General features: G+C 57.8%; 16 protein-coding genes and 1 tRNA gene. 6 read left to right on the plus strand and 11 right to left on the minus strand.

Translation table 11 applies throughout. The features are described 5' to 3' along the window. Positions 1–110 precede the first annotated feature (110 nt). Positions 111–1,025: a Gfo/Idh/MocA family protein gene (locus BN1115_RS03885; protein WP_042656147.1), complete on the plus strand. Its 915-nt coding sequence runs from the start codon at positions 111–113 to the stop codon at positions 1,023–1,025. Positions 1,026–1,122: 97 nt separating this feature from the next. On the opposite strand, the gene BN1115_RS03890 is transcribed toward BN1115_RS03885, so the two are convergent. The 3 genes from BN1115_RS03890 to BN1115_RS03900 form a co-directional block, all read right to left on the minus strand. Continuing rightward, complete coding sequence (locus BN1115_RS03890) at positions 1,123–1,473, minus strand: TusE/DsrC/DsvC family sulfur relay protein (RefSeq protein WP_042656148.1); 351 nt, start codon at positions 1,471–1,473, stop codon at positions 1,123–1,125. Between the two features lie 23 nt (positions 1,474–1,496). Further along, a complete protein-coding gene (yccS, locus tag BN1115_RS03895; RefSeq protein WP_042656149.1) occupies positions 1,497–3,662 on the minus strand; it encodes a YccS family putative transporter in 2,166 nt (721 codons plus the stop codon). A gap of 249 nt (positions 3,663–3,911) precedes the next feature. Then, on the minus strand, positions 3,912–4,568 hold the full coding sequence (locus tag BN1115_RS03900) for a Bax inhibitor-1/YccA family protein (protein ID WP_042061979.1): 657 nt from the start codon (positions 4,566–4,568) through the stop codon (positions 3,912–3,914). A gap of 208 nt (positions 4,569–4,776) precedes the next feature. On the opposite strand from BN1115_RS03900, the gene BN1115_RS03905 reads away from it, so the two are divergent. Continuing rightward, positions 4,777–4,864: transfer RNA gene (locus BN1115_RS03905), tRNA-Ser, on the plus strand. A gap of 103 nt (positions 4,865–4,967) precedes the next feature. On the opposite strand, the gene ulaR is transcribed toward BN1115_RS03905, so the two are convergent. The 4 genes from ulaR to ulaG form a co-directional block, all read right to left on the minus strand. Then, a complete protein-coding gene (gene ulaR / locus BN1115_RS03910) occupies positions 4,968–5,726 on the minus strand; it encodes an HTH-type transcriptional regulator UlaR (protein ID WP_042656178.1) in 759 nt (252 codons plus the stop codon). A 97-nt stretch (positions 5,727–5,823) separates the two neighbouring features. Further along, complete coding sequence (locus BN1115_RS03915; RefSeq protein ID WP_042656150.1) at positions 5,824–6,696, minus strand: L-ribulose-5-phosphate 3-epimerase; 873 nt, start codon at positions 6,694–6,696, stop codon at positions 5,824–5,826. Between the two features lie 14 nt (positions 6,697–6,710). Continuing rightward, the gene (locus BN1115_RS03920) at positions 6,711–7,535 is read right to left on the minus strand and encodes a Cof-type HAD-IIB family hydrolase (RefSeq protein WP_042656151.1); all 825 of its coding nucleotides are present in this window, start codon (positions 7,533–7,535) and stop codon (positions 6,711–6,713) included. Positions 7,536–7,655: 120 nt separating this feature from the next. Continuing rightward, positions 7,656–8,723 carry an L-ascorbate 6-phosphate lactonase gene (ulaG, locus tag BN1115_RS03925; protein WP_021229099.1) on the minus strand — a complete coding sequence of 356 codons (1,068 nt, stop codon included), beginning with the start codon at positions 8,721–8,723 and terminating at the stop codon, positions 7,656–7,658. 513 nt (positions 8,724–9,236) lie between these two features. Here ulaG and BN1115_RS03930 point away from each other — a divergent pair. The 4 genes from BN1115_RS03930 (at position 9,237) to BN1115_RS03945 (ending at position 13,010) form a co-directional block, all read left to right on the plus strand. Further along, positions 9,237–10,988, plus strand: a complete 1,752-nt coding sequence (locus tag BN1115_RS03930) for a PTS ascorbate-specific subunit IIBC (RefSeq protein ID WP_042656152.1) — start codon at positions 9,237–9,239, stop codon at positions 10,986–10,988. 44 nt (positions 10,989–11,032) lie between these two features. Further along, on the plus strand, positions 11,033–11,509 hold the full coding sequence (locus tag BN1115_RS03935; RefSeq protein ID WP_042061971.1) for a PTS sugar transporter subunit IIA: 477 nt from the start codon (positions 11,033–11,035) through the stop codon (positions 11,507–11,509). A 40-nt stretch (positions 11,510–11,549) separates the two neighbouring features. Beyond that, a complete protein-coding gene (locus tag BN1115_RS03940; RefSeq protein WP_042656153.1) occupies positions 11,550–12,242 on the plus strand; it encodes an L-ribulose-5-phosphate 4-epimerase in 693 nt (230 codons plus the stop codon). A gap of 123 nt (positions 12,243–12,365) precedes the next feature. After that, positions 12,366–13,010 carry a 3-keto-L-gulonate-6-phosphate decarboxylase UlaD gene (locus BN1115_RS03945; RefSeq protein ID WP_042656154.1) on the plus strand — a complete coding sequence of 215 codons (645 nt, stop codon included), beginning with the start codon at positions 12,366–12,368 and terminating at the stop codon, positions 13,008–13,010. 124 nt (positions 13,011–13,134) lie between these two features. On the opposite strand, the gene chbG is transcribed toward BN1115_RS03945, so the two are convergent. The 4 genes from chbG to chbA all read right to left on the minus strand — a co-directional run bounded on the left by chbG (position 13,135) and on the right by chbA (position 16,696). Beyond that, positions 13,135–13,911 carry a chitin disaccharide deacetylase gene (chbG, locus tag BN1115_RS03950; protein WP_042656155.1) on the minus strand — a complete coding sequence of 259 codons (777 nt, stop codon included), beginning with the start codon at positions 13,909–13,911 and terminating at the stop codon, positions 13,135–13,137. 53 nt (positions 13,912–13,964) lie between these two features. Then, on the minus strand, positions 13,965–15,311 hold the full coding sequence (locus BN1115_RS03955) for a 6-phospho-beta-glucosidase (RefSeq protein WP_042656156.1): 1,347 nt from the start codon (positions 15,309–15,311) through the stop codon (positions 13,965–13,967). Positions 15,312–15,460: 149 nt separating this feature from the next. Next, entirely contained in the window at positions 15,461–16,288 is an 828-nt protein-coding gene (chbR, locus tag BN1115_RS03960; RefSeq protein ID WP_042656157.1) for a transcriptional regulator ChbR, read from the minus strand. Positions 16,289–16,342: 54 nt separating this feature from the next. After that, positions 16,343–16,696 carry a PTS N,N'-diacetylchitobiose transporter subunit IIA gene (gene chbA / locus BN1115_RS03965; protein WP_042061963.1) on the minus strand — a complete coding sequence of 118 codons (354 nt, stop codon included), beginning with the start codon at positions 16,694–16,696 and terminating at the stop codon, positions 16,343–16,345. Positions 16,697–16,712: the final 16 nt, after the last annotated feature.

A 16,712-nucleotide genomic window follows, 5' to 3' on the forward strand; every position in this document is an offset into this window, starting at 1 on the left:
CAAGCCGTTACCAGCCAGTACGCTAACGGCAGGCTGGATCTGCGGGGGAAATCCTGCGATGGTGCGGGCAGTTATCCGCTTGTCCCGTTATCGAGTGAAAAGGAGTTGAGATGCGCATTGCCATGATTGGTCTGGGGGATATCGCCCAGAAAGCCTATCTGCCGCTGCTGGCGAGCGATGAGCGGGTCACGCCGCTGCTCTGCACCCGCAGTCCAGCGGTGCTGGAGAAGCTCGCCCGCCAGTATCGGGTCGCCGAGTGCTTTACCGATGTGGCGGCCTTGCTGGCCAGTCGCCCCGACGCCGTGATGATCCACGCCGTTACCGCCGTCCATCGTGAGCTGGCCGAGCAGTGCCTGCGAGCGGGTATCCCCACCTTTGTCGACAAGCCCCTGTGCGACAATCTGGCCGAGGCCGAAGCGCTGGCCAACCTCGCCATGGCGCAGGATTGTGCGCTGTTTGTCGGCTTCAACCGCCGCTATCTGCCCGCCATGGCTGCTGCCCGTGCCCAGCCGCTCACCGAACTCAACTGGCAGAAACACCGCTTCGCCCTGCCGGGCAAGGCGCGGGATTTTCTGTTCGACGACTTTATCCATGTGCTCGACAGCCTCTGCTTCTATGGCGGCGTGCCACAGGGGGATTTCCATGCAGTATTGCGGCCCTGTGCGCAGGACAAGCGTCTGCTAGCCGGAGTAAGCGTCAGCTGGCAACGCGGGGATCGCGCCATCAGTGGCAGCATGAACCGCAGCGCCGGGATCACCGAGGAGCGCATCGATGCCTACGGCGACAACCTCTCGCTGCACCTTGAGAACTGCACCCGCGGCATCATCGCCCGCGACAAGCAGGCCGAGATGCTGGCCCCCAACGACTGGCAGCCGGTGTTGGCCCTGCGCGGTTTTGCCGCCATGCTGGAGCACTGGTATCAGCAGATTGAAATCGGCAAGGCAGATAGCGAGCTGATCGCCTCCTACCTGCACGGTCACCGGTTGGCGGAGCTATTGGTCGCGCAGGCTGAAGAGCAGGGATAACGTTGGCTGGCAGTGCGAGGGATATGAATACGAGGTGCGTGAGCAAGGCGCACCTAAAAACAACAGGGGCCGCAGCTGCGGCCCCTGTTTTATGGGATCAGATACATTTCACCGGCTTGGGCAGGCCGCCAATCTTGGTCGCCTGCTTGGCGGGCCCTTCCGGGAACAGCTTGTAGAGGTAGCGGCTGTTACCCTTCTCGGGGCCGTACTGCTTCTCCATCGCCTTGACCAGCGCGCGGATGGCGGGGGAGGTGTTGAACTCCAGATAGAAAGCGCGCACAAAGCGCACCACTTCCCAGTGCGGCTCCTCCAGCTCGATCCCTTCCTGCGCAGCCAGCACCAGCGCCAGCTCCTCGCTCCAGTCGTTGCTGTTGAGCAGGTAGCCCTTGGCATCGGTCTTTATGAGTTGGCCGTTGAATTCCAGCTGATGTTGTTCGGACGCAGACATGGGGCTCCTCGCTAATGGGGCTATCAGGATTGGGCGGGCATGGTAGCGCCTTGATCCCCGGTGAGCAACCGGCTCTCGTTGGCCAGATGCAGCAACTGATCCGCCAGCTCGCTGATCAGGTTGAGCTGCTGGGTCAGCATCAGCTGCTCCTCGCTGCACTCGTTATCGCCATCCGTGTTGAGCAGCAGGTTTTTGCTGCCGATGGAGCTGGAGGGGGTGCCCGCCAGATGACCGGCGGCCTGCTCCAGGGTGTGGCAGATATGGTGGCGCATCTCATCCAGCCCGTGGACGGCCTCCAGCTTGTCGCGATGGGCCCCCAGCGCCGAGATGTAGGAGAGCAGGGCGTGGTTGCGCCAGGTGAGGGTAAAGCAGAGATCGAGGAAGCGGCGGCGCTTTTGCGGCTCCACCAGCATGCTCTGCCAGGCGGTCGCCAGCTCGCTGTCTGCCAGATGGGCGCTCTTGCGCGCTACCCGATAGTCGATGGACTCGTCCCGCTGTTGGGTGAGGCTCGCCAGCACCGCCGAGAGGTAGCGGGCGTTGGCCGACAGCGAATTGGCGATAAGCGTCGGCAGCCGCTTGTATTGCCAGTCCGGCCACAGCCAGGCCACCAGCCCATAGGAGATCAGGCAGCCGAGCAGGGTATCGAGCAGACGCGGCCCCAGAATGGCGAAGCCGATGCCATCGAGCAGGTTGAACGCCATCAGCACGTAAAGGGTGATAAAGCAGACCGCGGCGCTGTAGTTGTTGCGCACCTGGGTGAAGAAGAGGAAGGCAGCGAGCCCCATCACCACCAGTTGGATGTGCAGCTCGGGGAACAGCCAGAGCACCGGAATGCCCACCAGAATACCGGCGAAGGTGCCGAGCATCCGTTGCACCAGTCGGCGACGGGTGGCGCTGTAGCTGGGCTGGCAGACAAACAGCACGGTGAGCAAAATCCAGTAGCCCTTATCCATATCAAAGGCTTGCAATATGCCGTAGCCAATCACCAGCCCCAAGGAGAGGCGCAGCGCATGACGAAACACCATGGAGTGCAAGGTGAGGTGCTGTTTGAGCTGGGTCAGCAGTGGCAGGCGGGGCGGCTTGGCCAGCGCGGGCAGCTCTTGCTGCGGCTGCTCGGGGTTTTGCAGCACTTCGGCGCTGCCCAGCAGCTGGTTGATGCTGGCCAGATTGCGGCGCAGGAACTTCATCGGCGTCAGCAGGGTTTTCGGGTAGTGCTGCTTGAGATTGGTAAACTCCAGCTGATCGCCGAGGGCCTGCAGTGTCCAGTGAATGCGCTTGTTATGGCTGTAGGGCTTGTGCACCAAAATGGCGTAGCCCAAGCTCTGGCACGCCTCGGAGAGTTGCAGGAACAGCTCCTGAAATCCTTCCAGCACGATGCCCTGTTTGAGCTCCGCTTCCAGTCGGCTGTAGGGGTAGTGGCTGGAGGTGGCGCGCTCGTGAATTTCCAGCGCCAGCAGGTAGAGGCGCAGCAGGCTGGCAAGTTCGGGGCTGGCCGGGTGGCGGCGGCTCAGGCGGGCATTGAGGGCCGACTTGGTGAGGGTCAGCGCACTCACCAGATTGATGTTGAGCTGGGCCAGATTGTGGCGAATGGCCTGGGCGCCGTGCTCGTCCGCCGGGAAGAAGCGGGATTTTTCCAGCAGGTAGCGGCCAAGTGCGAAGTAGCTCTGGGCCAGCTGCTCGTGCAGGGTCTTGTAGGGCAGCAGCCAGAGCCAGATAAACGAGACCAGCCCGTACCAGAGGGCGCCCGCGCCGAGGGCCAGCGGTTGGTAGAAGAGATCTGGCGCCTTGGCGGCGCCCAGCATGGTGTAGATGGCGATCAGCAGCGAGCCAAAACTGATGGTGGCGTAGCGGGCGCCGAGCGCCCCCACCATCACGAAGATAAAGGTGGAGCTGGCGAGCCCGATGGCAAACAGCCAGGGGGTGGGGTAGAGATACTGCACGCACAGCGACGCAAACATGAAGCAAATCAGCGTCATGGCGAGGTTTTTCAGGCGTCCCCACAGGCTGTCGTCGGTTTCGGCGATGGCGCCTGCCACCACCCCGAGGGAGAGCAGCACGGTGAGCTGGATATTGCCGGTGGCTAGGGTGAAAGCGAGCAGACCGAGAATGGCCAGCAGCACCTTGAGGGCGAAATAGATATGGCTATCGGTCAGCAGTCGGCGTAACAAACCGGAGAAGTCCATGGGCATGCTAGGCACCACCCTTGAGCGAAGCAAAATCGATGTGACTATCAGTCAGCAGTCGGCGCAGCAGGCCAGAGAGATCCATCGGCATGAGACAGGTGAAACCCTTGATCGAAACGAGAGCGAGATAGTAACCCGCTAAGCGCGAAGTGGCCCTGATCCAAATCAGGGCCACTTCGCTTCATATCCTTGATTTACAACTTATCCTGACAGAAAGAGGAGCCAATAAAAACCCCGCCGAAGCGGGGTTTCTGATTAGTTGCGGTTGCCGCCAAGCAGGCTCAGCAAGCTCAGGAAGATGTTGTAGATGGAGACATACAGGGTGACGGTCGCAGAGATGTAGTTGGTCTCACCGCCGCGCACGATCTGCTGGGTCGTCAGCAGGATGGCGCCGGAAGAGAACAGCATGAACATGGCGGACAGGGCCAGGCTCAGGGCGCTCATCTGCAGGAAGATGTTGGCTACCATGGCCACCAGCAGTACCCAGAAACCGACGAACAGCATGCCGCCGATGAAAGAGAGGTCACGCTTGGTGGTCAGGGCATAGGCCGACAGACCGAAGAAGGTGAGCGCGGTGCCACCAAGGGCAGTCATCACGATCTCGCCACCACCATTGTTCATGTACATGTTGATGATGGGGCCCAGGCTATAGCCCAGCAAACCGGTCAGGGCAAAGGTGAATACCAGCCCCATGCCGTTGTTGCGATTCTTCTCGGTCAGGAACATCAGACCGTAGACGCCGATCAGGAACACGGCCCAGTGCAGCGGCGGCATGTTCATCACGGTAGCGATGCCCGCCACCACGGCAGAGAAGCCCAGAGTGAGGGAGAGCAGCATATAGGTGTTACGCAGCACCTTGTTGGTATCGCGTACGGCACTTTGGGTGCCAGTGTAGATAGAACGGGTATCCATCTTGGGTGTCCTCTTGATGTCCGGGTGAGACGGCGAGCAGCCGCCTCGTGATCGCTGTTTGTTACTGCATGTTTACGCATTGTATGTAGAACAAATAGGGATGACGAGGAACAATTTCAAGCCACCTGCCATTTTGCTCCCGCACACTATCCCACAGGAAATATGTATTGCATATGAACAAGGGCTTAGCGTAGTATGCACGCCGTTCGGAGGGGTGGCAGAGCGGCTGAATGCACCGGTCTTGAAAACCGGCGATGGGCGACCATCCGTGGGTTCAAATCCCACCTCCTCCGCCATATTAAGAGAAAGCCCAAGCGATTCAATCGCTTGGGCTTTTTCGTATCTGCGGTTTTGGTGGGAGAGGCGCGGTGAATCATGCCTCTCCCGCTCCTAAGGCGGTCAAACCAGAATGACCTGCACATCCTTGGCTTTGATCTGTTCGATGACCTCTTTGTCTGCAGCCTTGCCGGTGATCAGAATGTCGATCTTGCTGGCGGCGCAAAACAGCATGCCTGCCCGTTGTCCCACCTTGCTGCTGTCGGCCAGTACCACCAGTCGGCCGACGTGGTTGAGCATCTTTTGCTCCGCCATGGCGGTCAGCATATCCATCTTGTAGAGACCATCTGCGGTGACACCCTTGCCGCTGGTAAACATCCAGTGTCCGGCATAGAGGGATGAGATCTCGTCCTGTGGTGCCAAGGTGATGGATTGCGACTTGTTGTATTGACCTCCGATGATCACCACGCCGTCATGGTCATTTTCGATCAGGTAGTTGGCGAGCGGGAAGTAGTTGGTGATGACCTGAACATCCTGCCCGCAGATCTCCTGACCCAGCACGAAGGCGGTGGAGCCACAGTTGATGACCGCGCTTTCGCCCGGTTTGATCAGCGCTGCCGCCGCCTGGGCGATGCGCACTTTTTCGCTGTGATTGAGGCTTTCGTTGCTGTCGAGAGGAGACCAGTGGACCTTTCTAGCCTGCATCAAGGCTTCGGCCCCGTTGCGCACCTTGCGCAGCTTGCCGGAGTCATTGAGCTTGTTGATATCCCGGCGAGCAGTAGCCGGAGAAATATCAAAGGCTTGCATTATGCTGTTGACCGACAGATGACGTTTCTGATTGAGCAGTTCCAAAATGGCGTTATGGCGATGTGCTTCTGTCATATCATGCCTGATGATGATTGAATCTGATTGGGTGGTGATTATATCGCGCATATGTGTGGATGACAGCAACCTTGTTAACTCTTCTGATAACGGGCGTTCAGGCGATCGCCAGACCGGCTTGCCGAGCGTGTTCGACTAGTCGCCCCTTGGCCGTTTTCAGGTTGCTGGCCCACTCTTCATCCTTGGCCCACATCTCCAGCACCAGGGGGCCATTGTAACCGATTTTTGCCAGAGTATGGAAAATGGCGGCAAAGTCGACCTCTCCTTCGCCAATGACCAGATCACGGAACTGCCCGCTGCAACTGGCCGTTACCTTGCGGGTGTCTTTGAGGTGGATCTGCACGATATGGTCTGCACTTAATTGCAGCTCGGTGCAGGTGTCATAGTTCCAGCCGGTGATATTGCCGACATCTGGGTAGGCCATGAAGTAGGGGGAGGGGATCTGCTTTTTCAGCACCTCGAATTTGCTGAGGGAGTTGAGGTAGGGGGTATCCATGATCTCCACACCCAGCATGATGCCTGCCCGTTCTGCCATTTTGGCTGCCGCCTTCATCCCGTCGATGAAGTGGCGGTGGGTCTCGTCGCTTTGCGGTTCGTAATAGACGTCATAGCCTGCCAGCTGGATGCAGCGAATGCCGAGCTTGTAGGCCAGATTGATCGCTTTTTCCATGATGATGGCCGCCTGCGCGCGGATGGCAGGATCGTGCGAACCAAACGGAAAGCGGCGATGGGCGCTCAGGCACATGGAGTGGAGCGGGAGGCTGTGCTGCTCGCACAGGCGTCTGAGCCGATAGATTTCGCTATCTGACCAATCGAGTCGCTGCAGTTTTTCATCAGACTCATCAATGGATATCTCGATGAAATCAAAGCCAAGCTCCTTGGCCGACAGAATTTTATCTTGCCACTCCAGGTCGGAGGGCATCGCTTTTTCATAAAGGCCAAGGCGAAAGGCATGGTCAAAGTGATGCATACAAGCTCCTGCATTCAGATAGGAAAATAGCGGTTCAATACCTCGAGGATCCCGCCCTCGTCGTTGCTCTCGCGGGTGACCCGGTTGGCTATCTGCTTGACCTCCGGCTCGGCATTGGCCATGGCGATGCCCATCCCCGCGAGGCAGATCATGGAGGTGTCGTTGTGGTTGTCGCCGATGGCGACCAGTCGTGCCGGGCTGATCCCTTGCTGGTCCAGATACTCCTGCAGTCGCGCCCCCTTGCTGTTGCCGCGGCGGGCAAAATCAACCCGGTTGGACCAGGACTGCTCGCCACTGAAGTGCTCGCGTACCCAAGGATGGTTTGAAAAGGCCTGAATGGCGGCGATCTCTCCCTCGGCCACGAACTTCCAGACATGGCTGCTGGTTGCCAGCTCCTCTTCAAACGAGTGAACACTGGCCACCTGCGGCTGGACCGGTGGCGTAAAGCCGTTGGCCCACTGCTGCAGAGCAGTCATGTAGTGCACCGGCTGATGAGCGGAGTAGACCATGCGGTCAGTGACATACATGACGAGGTTGAGCCGGTGCTCCCTTGCCAGCGCGATAAAGCGTTGTGCCAGCGCATGGGGAATGGCGTTCTCTGCCAGCACAGCACGTTGGTCGTAGTCGTAAACGTAGGTGCCGTTGCAACAGATGATGGGAGTGGTCAGCGCCAGTTCGTGGTGATAGGGGTGGGCGGCAGTGTGGTGTCTGCCGGTGACCAGCATGATGGTGGCCTGCTCCTTGATCCTCATGATGGCCTCTTTGACGGCCGGCATGATGGTGTGAGCACTGGTCAGGGTGGTGCCATCGAGATCGAGGGCCAGGGCGTGATAGCGCATCGTCTGATCTTCTTGTTATCTGGTGAGGGAGTGGGCAATAGAGGAGGTGATTGAGATGACGCCTTGCTGGCCCAACTCAATCACCATCCCTCGAATTACCCGATGTACGACAGGCTGTGCTTACAGGAAGGATTTGTAAGGCAACTCCGGCTCGTCGATGAAGATGTCATCGAATCCGCGCGGGTGTTGGTAGTGCAGTTTGCTCTGGTCGGTCGGGAAGGTGTATTTGCCACCGACTTGCCAGAAGAAGGGGCTGAAGCGATAGCCGAGGCGATCTTTTTTCATGTTCCAGAGCACTTCGATCTCGCGGGGATCGCTTTGGAAGTTGGCCCAGATATCGTGGTGGAACGGGATCACTACCTTGGTGTTGAGGGACTCCCCGGCCCGCAAGATGTCTGATGAGGTCATCTTGTCGGTCACGCCGCGCGGGTTTTCGCCATAAGAGAGCAGCGCCACATCGATCTGGTAGTCATTGCCGTGCTTGGCGTAGTAGTTGGAGTAGTGGGAGTCACCCGAGTGGTAGAGGTTGCCGCCGGATGTCTTGACCAGATAGTTTACCGCCCGATCATCCATACCATCCAGAATGCTCTTGTCGGTGGAGGAGACACCTGCCGGCAGGGTAACCAGCGCGGTACGGTCAAAGGCATCGAGCACCTGGATCACGATGTCACCCACCGGGATCTCGTCACCCACGCGGGCCACCACACAACGCTCGGCAGGCACACCCCAGCGCAGCCAGAGGTCAACACAGGCCTTGGGACCGATGAACTTCACATGCTCCCCACAGTTTTGCAGCACGGCAGCCGCCACATTGACGTCGATATGGTCGGCATGATCGTGGGTGGCGAGCACTGCATCGATATCTTTAATCCCGAAAGGATCGAGCACGAAAGGTGAGGTTCTCAGGTTGGGTTGCAGCTTGCGCACGCCCCCCATCCGCATCATCTGGTGCTGCTTGTTCATATAGGGATTGCCATGGGTTCGCTTGCCCGTGCCGCACCAGAAGTCGATGGAGATGTTGGTATTGCCGGCAGACTTCAGCCAGATACCGGTGCAACCCAGCCACCACATGGCGAAGGTGTTCGGCTTGACCTCTTCCTGCTCAATCTCTTCATTCAGCCAGGTGCCCCACTCGGGGAAGGTGCTGAGGATCCATGACTCACGGGTGATTTCTTCAATCTTGCTCATCTGACATACCTTTTCTGGTTTGGATGGTTCACGCAGTGGTGATTCATCGGGTGATGACATGGCTTGCATGGTTGCGAGCTAGTGATTTGTTTTGATTTGCTGTGACTATATCCATGCCTTTTGTGATTATCAATGATTGTGATGATTGTTTTGTGAGATTAATTGCGGCATATCACAATCAAGAGATGAGTATGTCTTTAAGTATCTGTATTTATTGGATTTACTGATTAGGTACGTATTGATAGGGATTTTTTGAATCCTTTTAGGCGGTTTTTATGGCCCTTTTAACCGGAATTTCACATCCTGATGGTGGAAAAAAGAGATTCTCTCGACCTAGATCTTCATCACAATAAATCACGTGATGACTATGTATGATTATTTTAGATTTCACAGTGAGTGGTGACAGTTGAATCTGCTCGCGGGGCGTCAGGTAAAGCAATGCCCATATGAATGGTGAGATGTCTGCACCAATCCAATAGCAATGAGTTGTCCTCATCTGGACGGAGCATAAATATGGAAACCCTCTACAACGCTTTTTACATCTTTTACAGTCAGGTGATGACCAAGGCACCCCTGCTGTTGGGGCTGGTGACCTGTATTGGCTACCTGTTGCTCAAGCAGGATGGCACGACGGTCGTCAAGGGCACCGTGAAGACCATCGTCGGTTTCATGCTGGTGCAGGTGGGCGCCAGTACGCTGGTGGCCGGCTTCAAGCCGGTGGTGGACAAGATTGCGGAATATCATCACCTCACCGGTTCAGTGATTGACCCCTACACCACCATGATGGCGACCATGGAGACCATGGGGGAGAACTACTCCTGGGTCGGCTATGCGGTATTGCTGGCCCTTGCCCTCAATATTCTGCTGGTATTGCTGCGGCGCTATACCGGGATCCGCACCATCATGCTGACCGGTCACATCATGTTTCAGCAGGTGGGCCTGATCGCGGTCTTCTATATGGTGATGGGCGCCTCGATGTGGGAAACCATCCTCTATTCCGCCGTCATCATGGCGCTCTATTGGGGGATCTCCTCCAACATCATGTTCAAGCCAACTCAGGAAGTGACTGGCGGGGCTGGGTTCTCCATCGGCCACCAGCAACAGGTAGCCTCCTGGATTGCCACCAAGGTGGCGCCGAAACTGGGCAATAAGGAAGAGAGCGTCGACCACCTGAAGCTGCCAAAGTGGCTGCACATCTTCCACGACAGCATCACGGCGACCGCCATCGTGATGACCATCTTCTTCGGCATCATCCTGCTCTCGTTTGGCCTCGATAATCTGCAACAGATGGCGGGTCAGACCCACTGGTCTATCTACATTCTCGAGACCGGTCTCAAGTTTGCGGTTGCCATTCAGGTCATCGTGGTGGGGGTGCGGATGTTCGTAGCCGAACTCTCCGAGGCCTTCAAGGGGATCTCCGAACGGGTCATTCCCAACGCCGTCCTGGCAATCGATTGCGCTGCTATCTACGCCTACTCGCCGAATGCCATGGTCTTTGGCTTCATGTGGGGGGCCATCGGTCAGTTCCTTGCTGTGCTTGCCCTGCTGGCATTCCAGGCGCCCATCATGATTATCCCGGGCTTCATTCCCATGTTCTTCTCCAACGCCACCATAGGGGTGTTCGCCAACCACTTTGGCGGCTGGCGTGCGGTGATGAAGATTTGCTTCGTGATGGGGATCATCGAGGTGTTAGGCTCTGCCTGGGCTATCCATCTGTTCGCGGTCAATGGCACCAGCTTCAATGGCTGGATGGGCATGGCTGACTGGGCGCTGGTGTTCCCGGTGATCATGCAGGGGCTCTCCTTCTCTTCCCTGTTCTTCGTGGTGTTGCTGGCCGGCGCCGGGCTCTATATGTACTTCGCTTCCCGCACCCTGCGGATGGAAGAGGACATGGCCGTCCCGAGTGCCGCCGCGGCAGAAGATAAGACCGATCTGCCTGCCTTGCCAGCCGAGAGTGCCAAAGGGGGAAGTGCAGTGCGGATCCTGGCGGTATGTGGCAATGGACAGGGCTCATCCATGATGATGAAGATGAAGATCGGCAAGTTTCTCGAGCAGCGTGGTGTGCCCCATGTCATGGACTCCTGCGCCGTGGCCGATTACAAAACCAAGCTGCAGACCACCGACATCATCGTCTCTTCCAAGCATCTGGCCGGCGAGATGAGCCCCGGTGAGGGCAAATTTGTGCTGGGGGTGCAGAACATGCTCAATCCCAATTCGTTTGGTGATGAACTGCTGGGCATCATCAAGAACAACTTTGCAAATTAAGCCGATGATCCTCGCTGCACTCGGCAGCGGGCAAGGAGAACAAGATGAAATTCAAACAATCTCTGATGGAAAACAACTCTGTATTGCTTAACGCGGCCGCCAGCGACTGGCGCGGCGCCATCAAGCTGGGCACTGACATGCTGATCCGCTCCGGTGCCGTGGAGCCTCGCTACCACGATGCGATCATCGGCAGCATTGAAAAGATGGGGCCCTATATCGTGATTGCCCCCCAGTTCGCAATGCCCCATGCGAGACCGGAAGATGGGGTCAATCGTACGGCGTTTGCACTGGTCACCCTGACCACGCCGGTGAAGTTTGAAGGGGAAGAGGAGCCGGTGGATGTGCTGGTGACGCTGGCGGGCAGCACCTCGGATGAACACATGGAGGGGCTGATGGAGGTCACTCAGGTGCTGGAGGATGAACACAGCGAGAGCGGGATTAACCTCGACAAGCTGCGAGCATGCCAGAGCACGGCAGATGTATTCAACGTCATTGACCAGGCGCTGGCTCAAGTGGCCTGAGGCACCCAAAGCGGCCCCGCAAGGGGCCCAGGAGAACGGAATGTACAACTCATTGAAAGAGGCGGTACTGGAGGCCAACCTGCTGTTGCCCCGGTACGGTCTGGTTACCCTGACCTGGGGCAATGTGTCCCAGATTGATCGCAATCGGGGCGTGGTGGCCATCAAGCCATCCGGGGTCTCTTACGACAATATGACCGTTGACGATATCGTGGTCGTTAATATGGATGGGCTCGTTGTTGACGGGCATTTATCTCCATCCAGTGATACCGCAACCCATCTGGTTTTATATAAAGCGTTCAAAGGTATTTCTGGTATTGTGCACACCCATTCACGTCATGGCACAATTTGGGCGCAAGCAGGCATGGATATTCCTGCATTGGGAACGACCCACGCCGATTATTTTTATGGCGATATTCCCTGTACGCGTCCGCTGACCGAAGATGAAATCCACGTTGATTATGAAAAAAATACCGGCAAGGTCATTGTCGAAGAGTTTCAGCGTCGGGACCTGGATCCGCAGGCCTTGCCAGGCGTGGTCATTACCGGCCATGCCCCATTTTGCTGGGGCAAGAGTGCGGTGGATGCGGTGCACAATGCGCTGGTTCTGGAAGAGGTTGCAACAATGGCATTGGCAACCAGAGCATTGAATCCGGCCATCCATATTGCGCAGGAGTTGTCTGACAAACACTATTTCAGGAAACACGGTGCCAATGCTTATTATGGTCAGCGTTAATTAGTCACCATATACGTTAAATTTTAATTCTATTTTTTAGTGACTTCAGGTTACGGCCTCTTTTCGACTTTAAATCAATGGCCCTGTGTATCCTGCCAACAATTTAAATTAAGGAAATATATTATGACCAAGCCAATGTTACAGATTGCTCTGGATTCTACCGATCTTGCTACCGCCGTGGATATTGCCGATCGAGTCGCCGGTTATGTCGAGGTCATTGAGGTCGGCACTATTCTCGCCTTTGCTGAAGGCATGTCTGCGGTACGCACCATGCGCGAGCGTCATCCTGATCACATTATCGTGTGTGATATGAAGACCACAGACGGTGGTGCCATTCTGGCTCGCATGGCCTTCTCGGCCGGGGCTGACTGGATCACGGTATCGGCCGCTGCGCACGTCGCTACCATTGCTGCCTGCAAGAAAGTCGCGGATGAGTTTGGTGGGGAGATCCAGATCGAGATTTACGGCAACTGGACGCTGGATGATGCCAAACAGTGGGCCGATATGGGGATCACCCAGGCTATCTATCACCGCTCGCGGGATGCCGAGCTGGCCGGGGTCAGCTGGACCCAAGCCGATTTGAGCAAGATGCGGGCACTCTCCGAGCTGGGGCTGGAGCTGTCGATCACCGGCGGTATCGTGCCGGAAGATATCCATCTGTTTGAAGGGATCCGGGCCAAGACCTTTATTGCCGGACGGGCACTGGCCTCACAAAGCGGCCAGGCAACTGCCGAAGCGTTGCGCCGCGAGATAAACAAATATTGGTAACAGGATCAGGATGGCGGTCCCGGTGCCGCCATCCTATTTCTTCTCTCATGTTCTCTTGCCTGCCAGCCTCATCCCTGTTCACTGCTCTGCTTTCTTCCACCGGCATTGTTTTGGTTGTTTCACTCTATTTCGTGTCAGACCGCCACTCCCGATAGCTGGTAAGGCGGTAGCCGCGCTCGGCGATAAGGGCGGGCAGGGACGGGTCGGTCAGGATCGCCAGTTCGTTGAGACGGGGCTGGCAGTAGGAGCTGCCTTGCATCTCCAGATCGATAAAGGAGGGGTGGCACATGATCTCAAGCGAATGGGCACCCTGTGCACTGGCCTCATCGAGCAGTTGCAGCAGGTCGGCCCAGGTCAGCTGCGCGCCGTAGAAGCGGTCGTCGAACCGATCGCAGCTCTGCAGGTGGTTGACGGTGAGGCCATGGCGGGCGATTTCGCCCCGATCGATGCGCAGGGGCAGGTCATGCTTCTTGGCGAAAGCCTCCACCAGCGGGTAGATGGTCGGCAACATATGAACATGGTGGTGGCTATCGATATGGGTCGGCTGCTGGCCGAAGATCGCGACAAAGCGCTGATACTGACTCGCCAGCTCGCAGGATATCTCGGCCAGATCCAGCTCTCCCGCCTCGCTCTTGTGCCAGATCCCCTTGTTGAGATCGCCCTGTTCGTTCACCAAGGAGGTGAGCGGGGTGAGCGGCTTCCCCAAGCTGAGCATAAAGTGCAGCCCGACTGGCAATTCGGGGAAGCGTTCGGCCAGCCAGGCGGCGTGTTCGATGGCGGGGGAGGTGACAATCGCGGTGGTGGAGCTGACGACCCCGTGCTTGAATGCCTCCACGATGCCGTAGTTCTGGGCGCGACAGAGGCCGAAGTCGTCGGCGTTGATGATCAATCTCTTGCTCATGAGGGTTCCCTTGCGGTTAAGCGCCCCGCCGGTGCGGGCGGGGCGTGCTGGCCTCAGGCGAGGGCATCGATGGCGGCGGCGAAGTTGGGCAGGTGTTCGCGGTGGGCCAGCAGCAGCTCGCGGGCGACGATGCGGGCATCGTTGTCGGAGTGGATCAGCGGGTTGAGGTTCATCGCCAGCAGCAGGTCATCGAAGTTGCCACTGATGGCGGCCTTGGCGGCGGCGATCTCGAAGCTCTTGATGAGGTGCACCAGCCCGTTCACCTTGTCGTCAAAGCGGGTGAGGCGCGGATGGGGGATGGCGCCGTCACGCCCGATCAGGCAGCTCATCTCCACCGTCCAGTCGGCCGGGATATTGGTGACATGACCCTGATGGGGCACGATGACGTAGTGCTCGCTCTGCTTGTCGTTATGGATGGCGCTGATCACCTCGCAGGCTGCATCGGAGTAGTAGGCGCCGCCACGCAGCTCCAGCTCCTTGGGCTTTTCGCACAGCGCGGGGTTCTGGTAGAGCTCGAACAGCTTCTTCTCGACCTGCTGCACGACTTGAGCCCGGGCGCCGCCTTTGTAGAACTCGCCCATCTCGATCCCCAGCATCTCTTTCTCCTTGAAGTAGTAACGCAAGTAGGAGCAGGGGAGCAGGCGCAGACCACGGATAAAACCGGGATCGAACGGCAGATCGAAGATGTTTTTGACCGAGCTGGCGCGGGTGAGGCTGCCATCGGCGACCCCTTCCAGCAGCTCGTCAAAGCGGGATTCGCCGTTGACCAGCACATCACCGATAAAGACCAGATGGTTGAGGCCGAACAGGTCCATCGAGAGGTGATCCCGCTCGGTGAGCTGGAGGGCGTCGCGCACAAACATCTGCATGCCGACCGGAATGTTGCACACCCCGATAAAGCGGCGGAAGTTGGTATGACGGCGCACCGCTTCGGTCACCATGCCGGCCGGATTGGTGAAGTTAATCAGCCAGGCATCCGGGCAAAGTTCCTCCACATCGCGGATGATGTCGAAGATGACCGGAATGGTGCGCAGCCCCTTGAACAGCCCGCCTGCGCCGTTGGTCTCCTGCCCCAGCATGCCGTGGCTCAAGGGGATTCGCTCATCCTTCTCCCGCGCCTGCAACTGGCCGACCCGCAGCTGGGTGGTGACGAAGTGGGCGCCCACCAGTGCCTCGCGGCGATCCAGGGTCTTGTGCAGGGTCATGGGGATACCCGCCTGGCGGATCATCCGCTGGCAGAGGTCGAAGATGATGTTCAGTTTCTCTTCGCCAGCGGGAATATCCACCAGCCACAGCTCGCTGATGGGCAGCTCGGCATACCGCTTGATGAATCCATCGACCAGCTCGGGGGTGTAGCTGCTGCCGCCGCCTATGGTGACTACCTTGATCTTCTCGCTCATAAATCCCTCTTTCATCGATCTCTATCGGTTTGATGGTGGCCGCTCTGTCGTCAGGGTGGGAGCGGCCGCAGCCGCCTGTGGCAGGGGCTGATCATGTTCGGTGCTCTGTATTGCAATCTGTTCTATTTACATGGAGTTAAGGGCCGGCATCAGGCCGGGCTTTCAAATTTCGGGTAGAGATATTTGCGGTAACTGCCCGGGGTAAACGAGGTGAGCTTCTTGAAGTTTTTGATAAAGAGGCTGACGTCGTTGTAGCCGGTCTCGAAGGCGATATCGGCCACCGAGTTGTTGGTCACCTCCAGCTGCATCTTGGCGTAGTTGATCCGGATTTCGTTGATGATCTGCATCGGCGTCTTGTTGTAGTAGCGCCGGGTGGCCCGGGTCAGATACTCCTGGCTCTTGCCACAGAGGGAGACCATGTTGGCCAGCGCATCCTCGGCAAAGAGGGGGCGATCGTGCATCCGCTCCACGGTTTCGTGCAGCCAGAGCGGAAGATCGTCGCTGGCAGAGGTGTCCTTGTAGTGACGCAGCCGGTTCATCACCGCGTAGGTCACCACTTCGAGAAATTCGGTCAGCGCTTCTTCCCGAAATCCCGGTGAGACCAGCACCGACTCGATGTAGCTGAGGAACTCGCTCTTGAGCGCATAGGCCTGTGAGGCGACGAAGTGCTCCGGCAGCAGGTATTTGAAGTGCTCGTCGAAATAGGTGCGGGTGATCCCGACGTTGAAGATGCGGGTGGTGCCGAACTCGTAGAAGCTCTGATGGCGCGAGCCGAGCGGGATAAACACCAGATCCCCCCGCTCCAGCAGCACCCGCTTGCCGTTGACCTCCTGATAGTAGCGACCGGTCAGTACCAGGGTGAACTCGTAGTAGTCATGCTGGTGCAAACCGGTTCCGCTCACCTGCTTGTTGTAGATGAACATGTGGAACGGTTTGTTGTTAAACAGTTCGGTTTCCCGGATTGTTTTGACGCTCATGAGTTATTTCCTGATCTGCGGGCCGATGACGGGGCCTCTCGCCCCGTCCGGAGGTTACTTGCTCTGCAGCTTTTCGTGCAGCTCGATCAGCTCGCTGATCAGCTCACGGGCCAGCATGGAGGTCATCAGGTGATCCTGGGCATGGACCAGCACCAGGGTGACCGGGATCTTGCCTTCGCCCTGATCGTCCTCGATCAGCTGGGTCTGCACCAGATGGGCGGCATTGAGCGCCTCGCGGGATTGGGCCATCAGCTGGTGGGCGGCGGCCAGATCCCCCTCCTTGGCTTTTTTCAGGGCGGTGTAGGCGAGACTGCGGGCCTGCCCGGAGTTGATGATGAGCCCCATCACCACCTCTTCCAGATCGTTGCAGGTGGCGGCCTCTTCAGTGATGTTGTCCAGATCGAACATGTGTCGTTCCTTACGT

The sequence above is a fragment of the Aeromonas allosaccharophila genome, from assembly GCF_000819685.1.
Taxonomy (GTDB): domain Bacteria; phylum Pseudomonadota; class Gammaproteobacteria; order Enterobacterales; family Aeromonadaceae; genus Aeromonas; species Aeromonas allosaccharophila.

Excerpts from the sequence above, each read along its gene's own strand:
- BN1115_RS03885 (WP_042656147.1), top strand. The coding sequence starts at position 111 with ATGCGCATTGCCATGATTGGTCTGGGGGATATCGCCCAGAAAGCCTAT.
- BN1115_RS03890 (WP_042656148.1), bottom strand. The coding sequence starts at position 1,473 with ATGTCTGCGTCCGAACAACATCAGCTGGAATTCAACGGCCAACTCATA.
- yccS (WP_042656149.1), bottom strand. The coding sequence starts at position 3,662 with ATGCCCATGGACTTCTCCGGTTTGTTACGCCGACTGCTGACCGATAGC.
- BN1115_RS03900 (WP_042061979.1), bottom strand. The coding sequence starts at position 4,568 with ATGGATACCCGTTCTATCTACACTGGCACCCAAAGTGCCGTACGCGAT.
- ulaR (WP_042656178.1), bottom strand. The coding sequence starts at position 5,726 with ATGACAGAAGCACATCGCCATAACGCCATTTTGGAACTGCTCAATCAG.
- BN1115_RS03915 (WP_042656150.1), bottom strand. The coding sequence starts at position 6,696 with ATGCATCACTTTGACCATGCCTTTCGCCTTGGCCTTTATGAAAAAGCG.
- BN1115_RS03920 (WP_042656151.1), bottom strand. The coding sequence starts at position 7,535 with ATGCGCTATCACGCCCTGGCCCTCGATCTCGATGGCACCACCCTGACC.
- ulaG (WP_021229099.1), bottom strand. The coding sequence starts at position 8,723 with ATGAGCAAGATTGAAGAAATCACCCGTGAGTCATGGATCCTCAGCACC.
- BN1115_RS03930 (WP_042656152.1), top strand. The coding sequence starts at position 9,237 with ATGGAAACCCTCTACAACGCTTTTTACATCTTTTACAGTCAGGTGATG.
- BN1115_RS03935 (WP_042061971.1), top strand. The coding sequence starts at position 11,033 with ATGAAATTCAAACAATCTCTGATGGAAAACAACTCTGTATTGCTTAAC.
- BN1115_RS03940 (WP_042656153.1), top strand. The coding sequence starts at position 11,550 with ATGTACAACTCATTGAAAGAGGCGGTACTGGAGGCCAACCTGCTGTTG.
- BN1115_RS03945 (WP_042656154.1), top strand. The coding sequence starts at position 12,366 with ATGACCAAGCCAATGTTACAGATTGCTCTGGATTCTACCGATCTTGCT.
- chbG (WP_042656155.1), bottom strand. The coding sequence starts at position 13,911 with ATGAGCAAGAGATTGATCATCAACGCCGACGACTTCGGCCTCTGTCGC.
- BN1115_RS03955 (WP_042656156.1), bottom strand. The coding sequence starts at position 15,311 with ATGAGCGAGAAGATCAAGGTAGTCACCATAGGCGGCGGCAGCAGCTAC.
- chbR (WP_042656157.1), bottom strand. The coding sequence starts at position 16,288 with ATGAGCGTCAAAACAATCCGGGAAACCGAACTGTTTAACAACAAACCG.
- chbA (WP_042061963.1), bottom strand. The coding sequence starts at position 16,696 with ATGTTCGATCTGGACAACATCACTGAAGAGGCCGCCACCTGCAACGAT.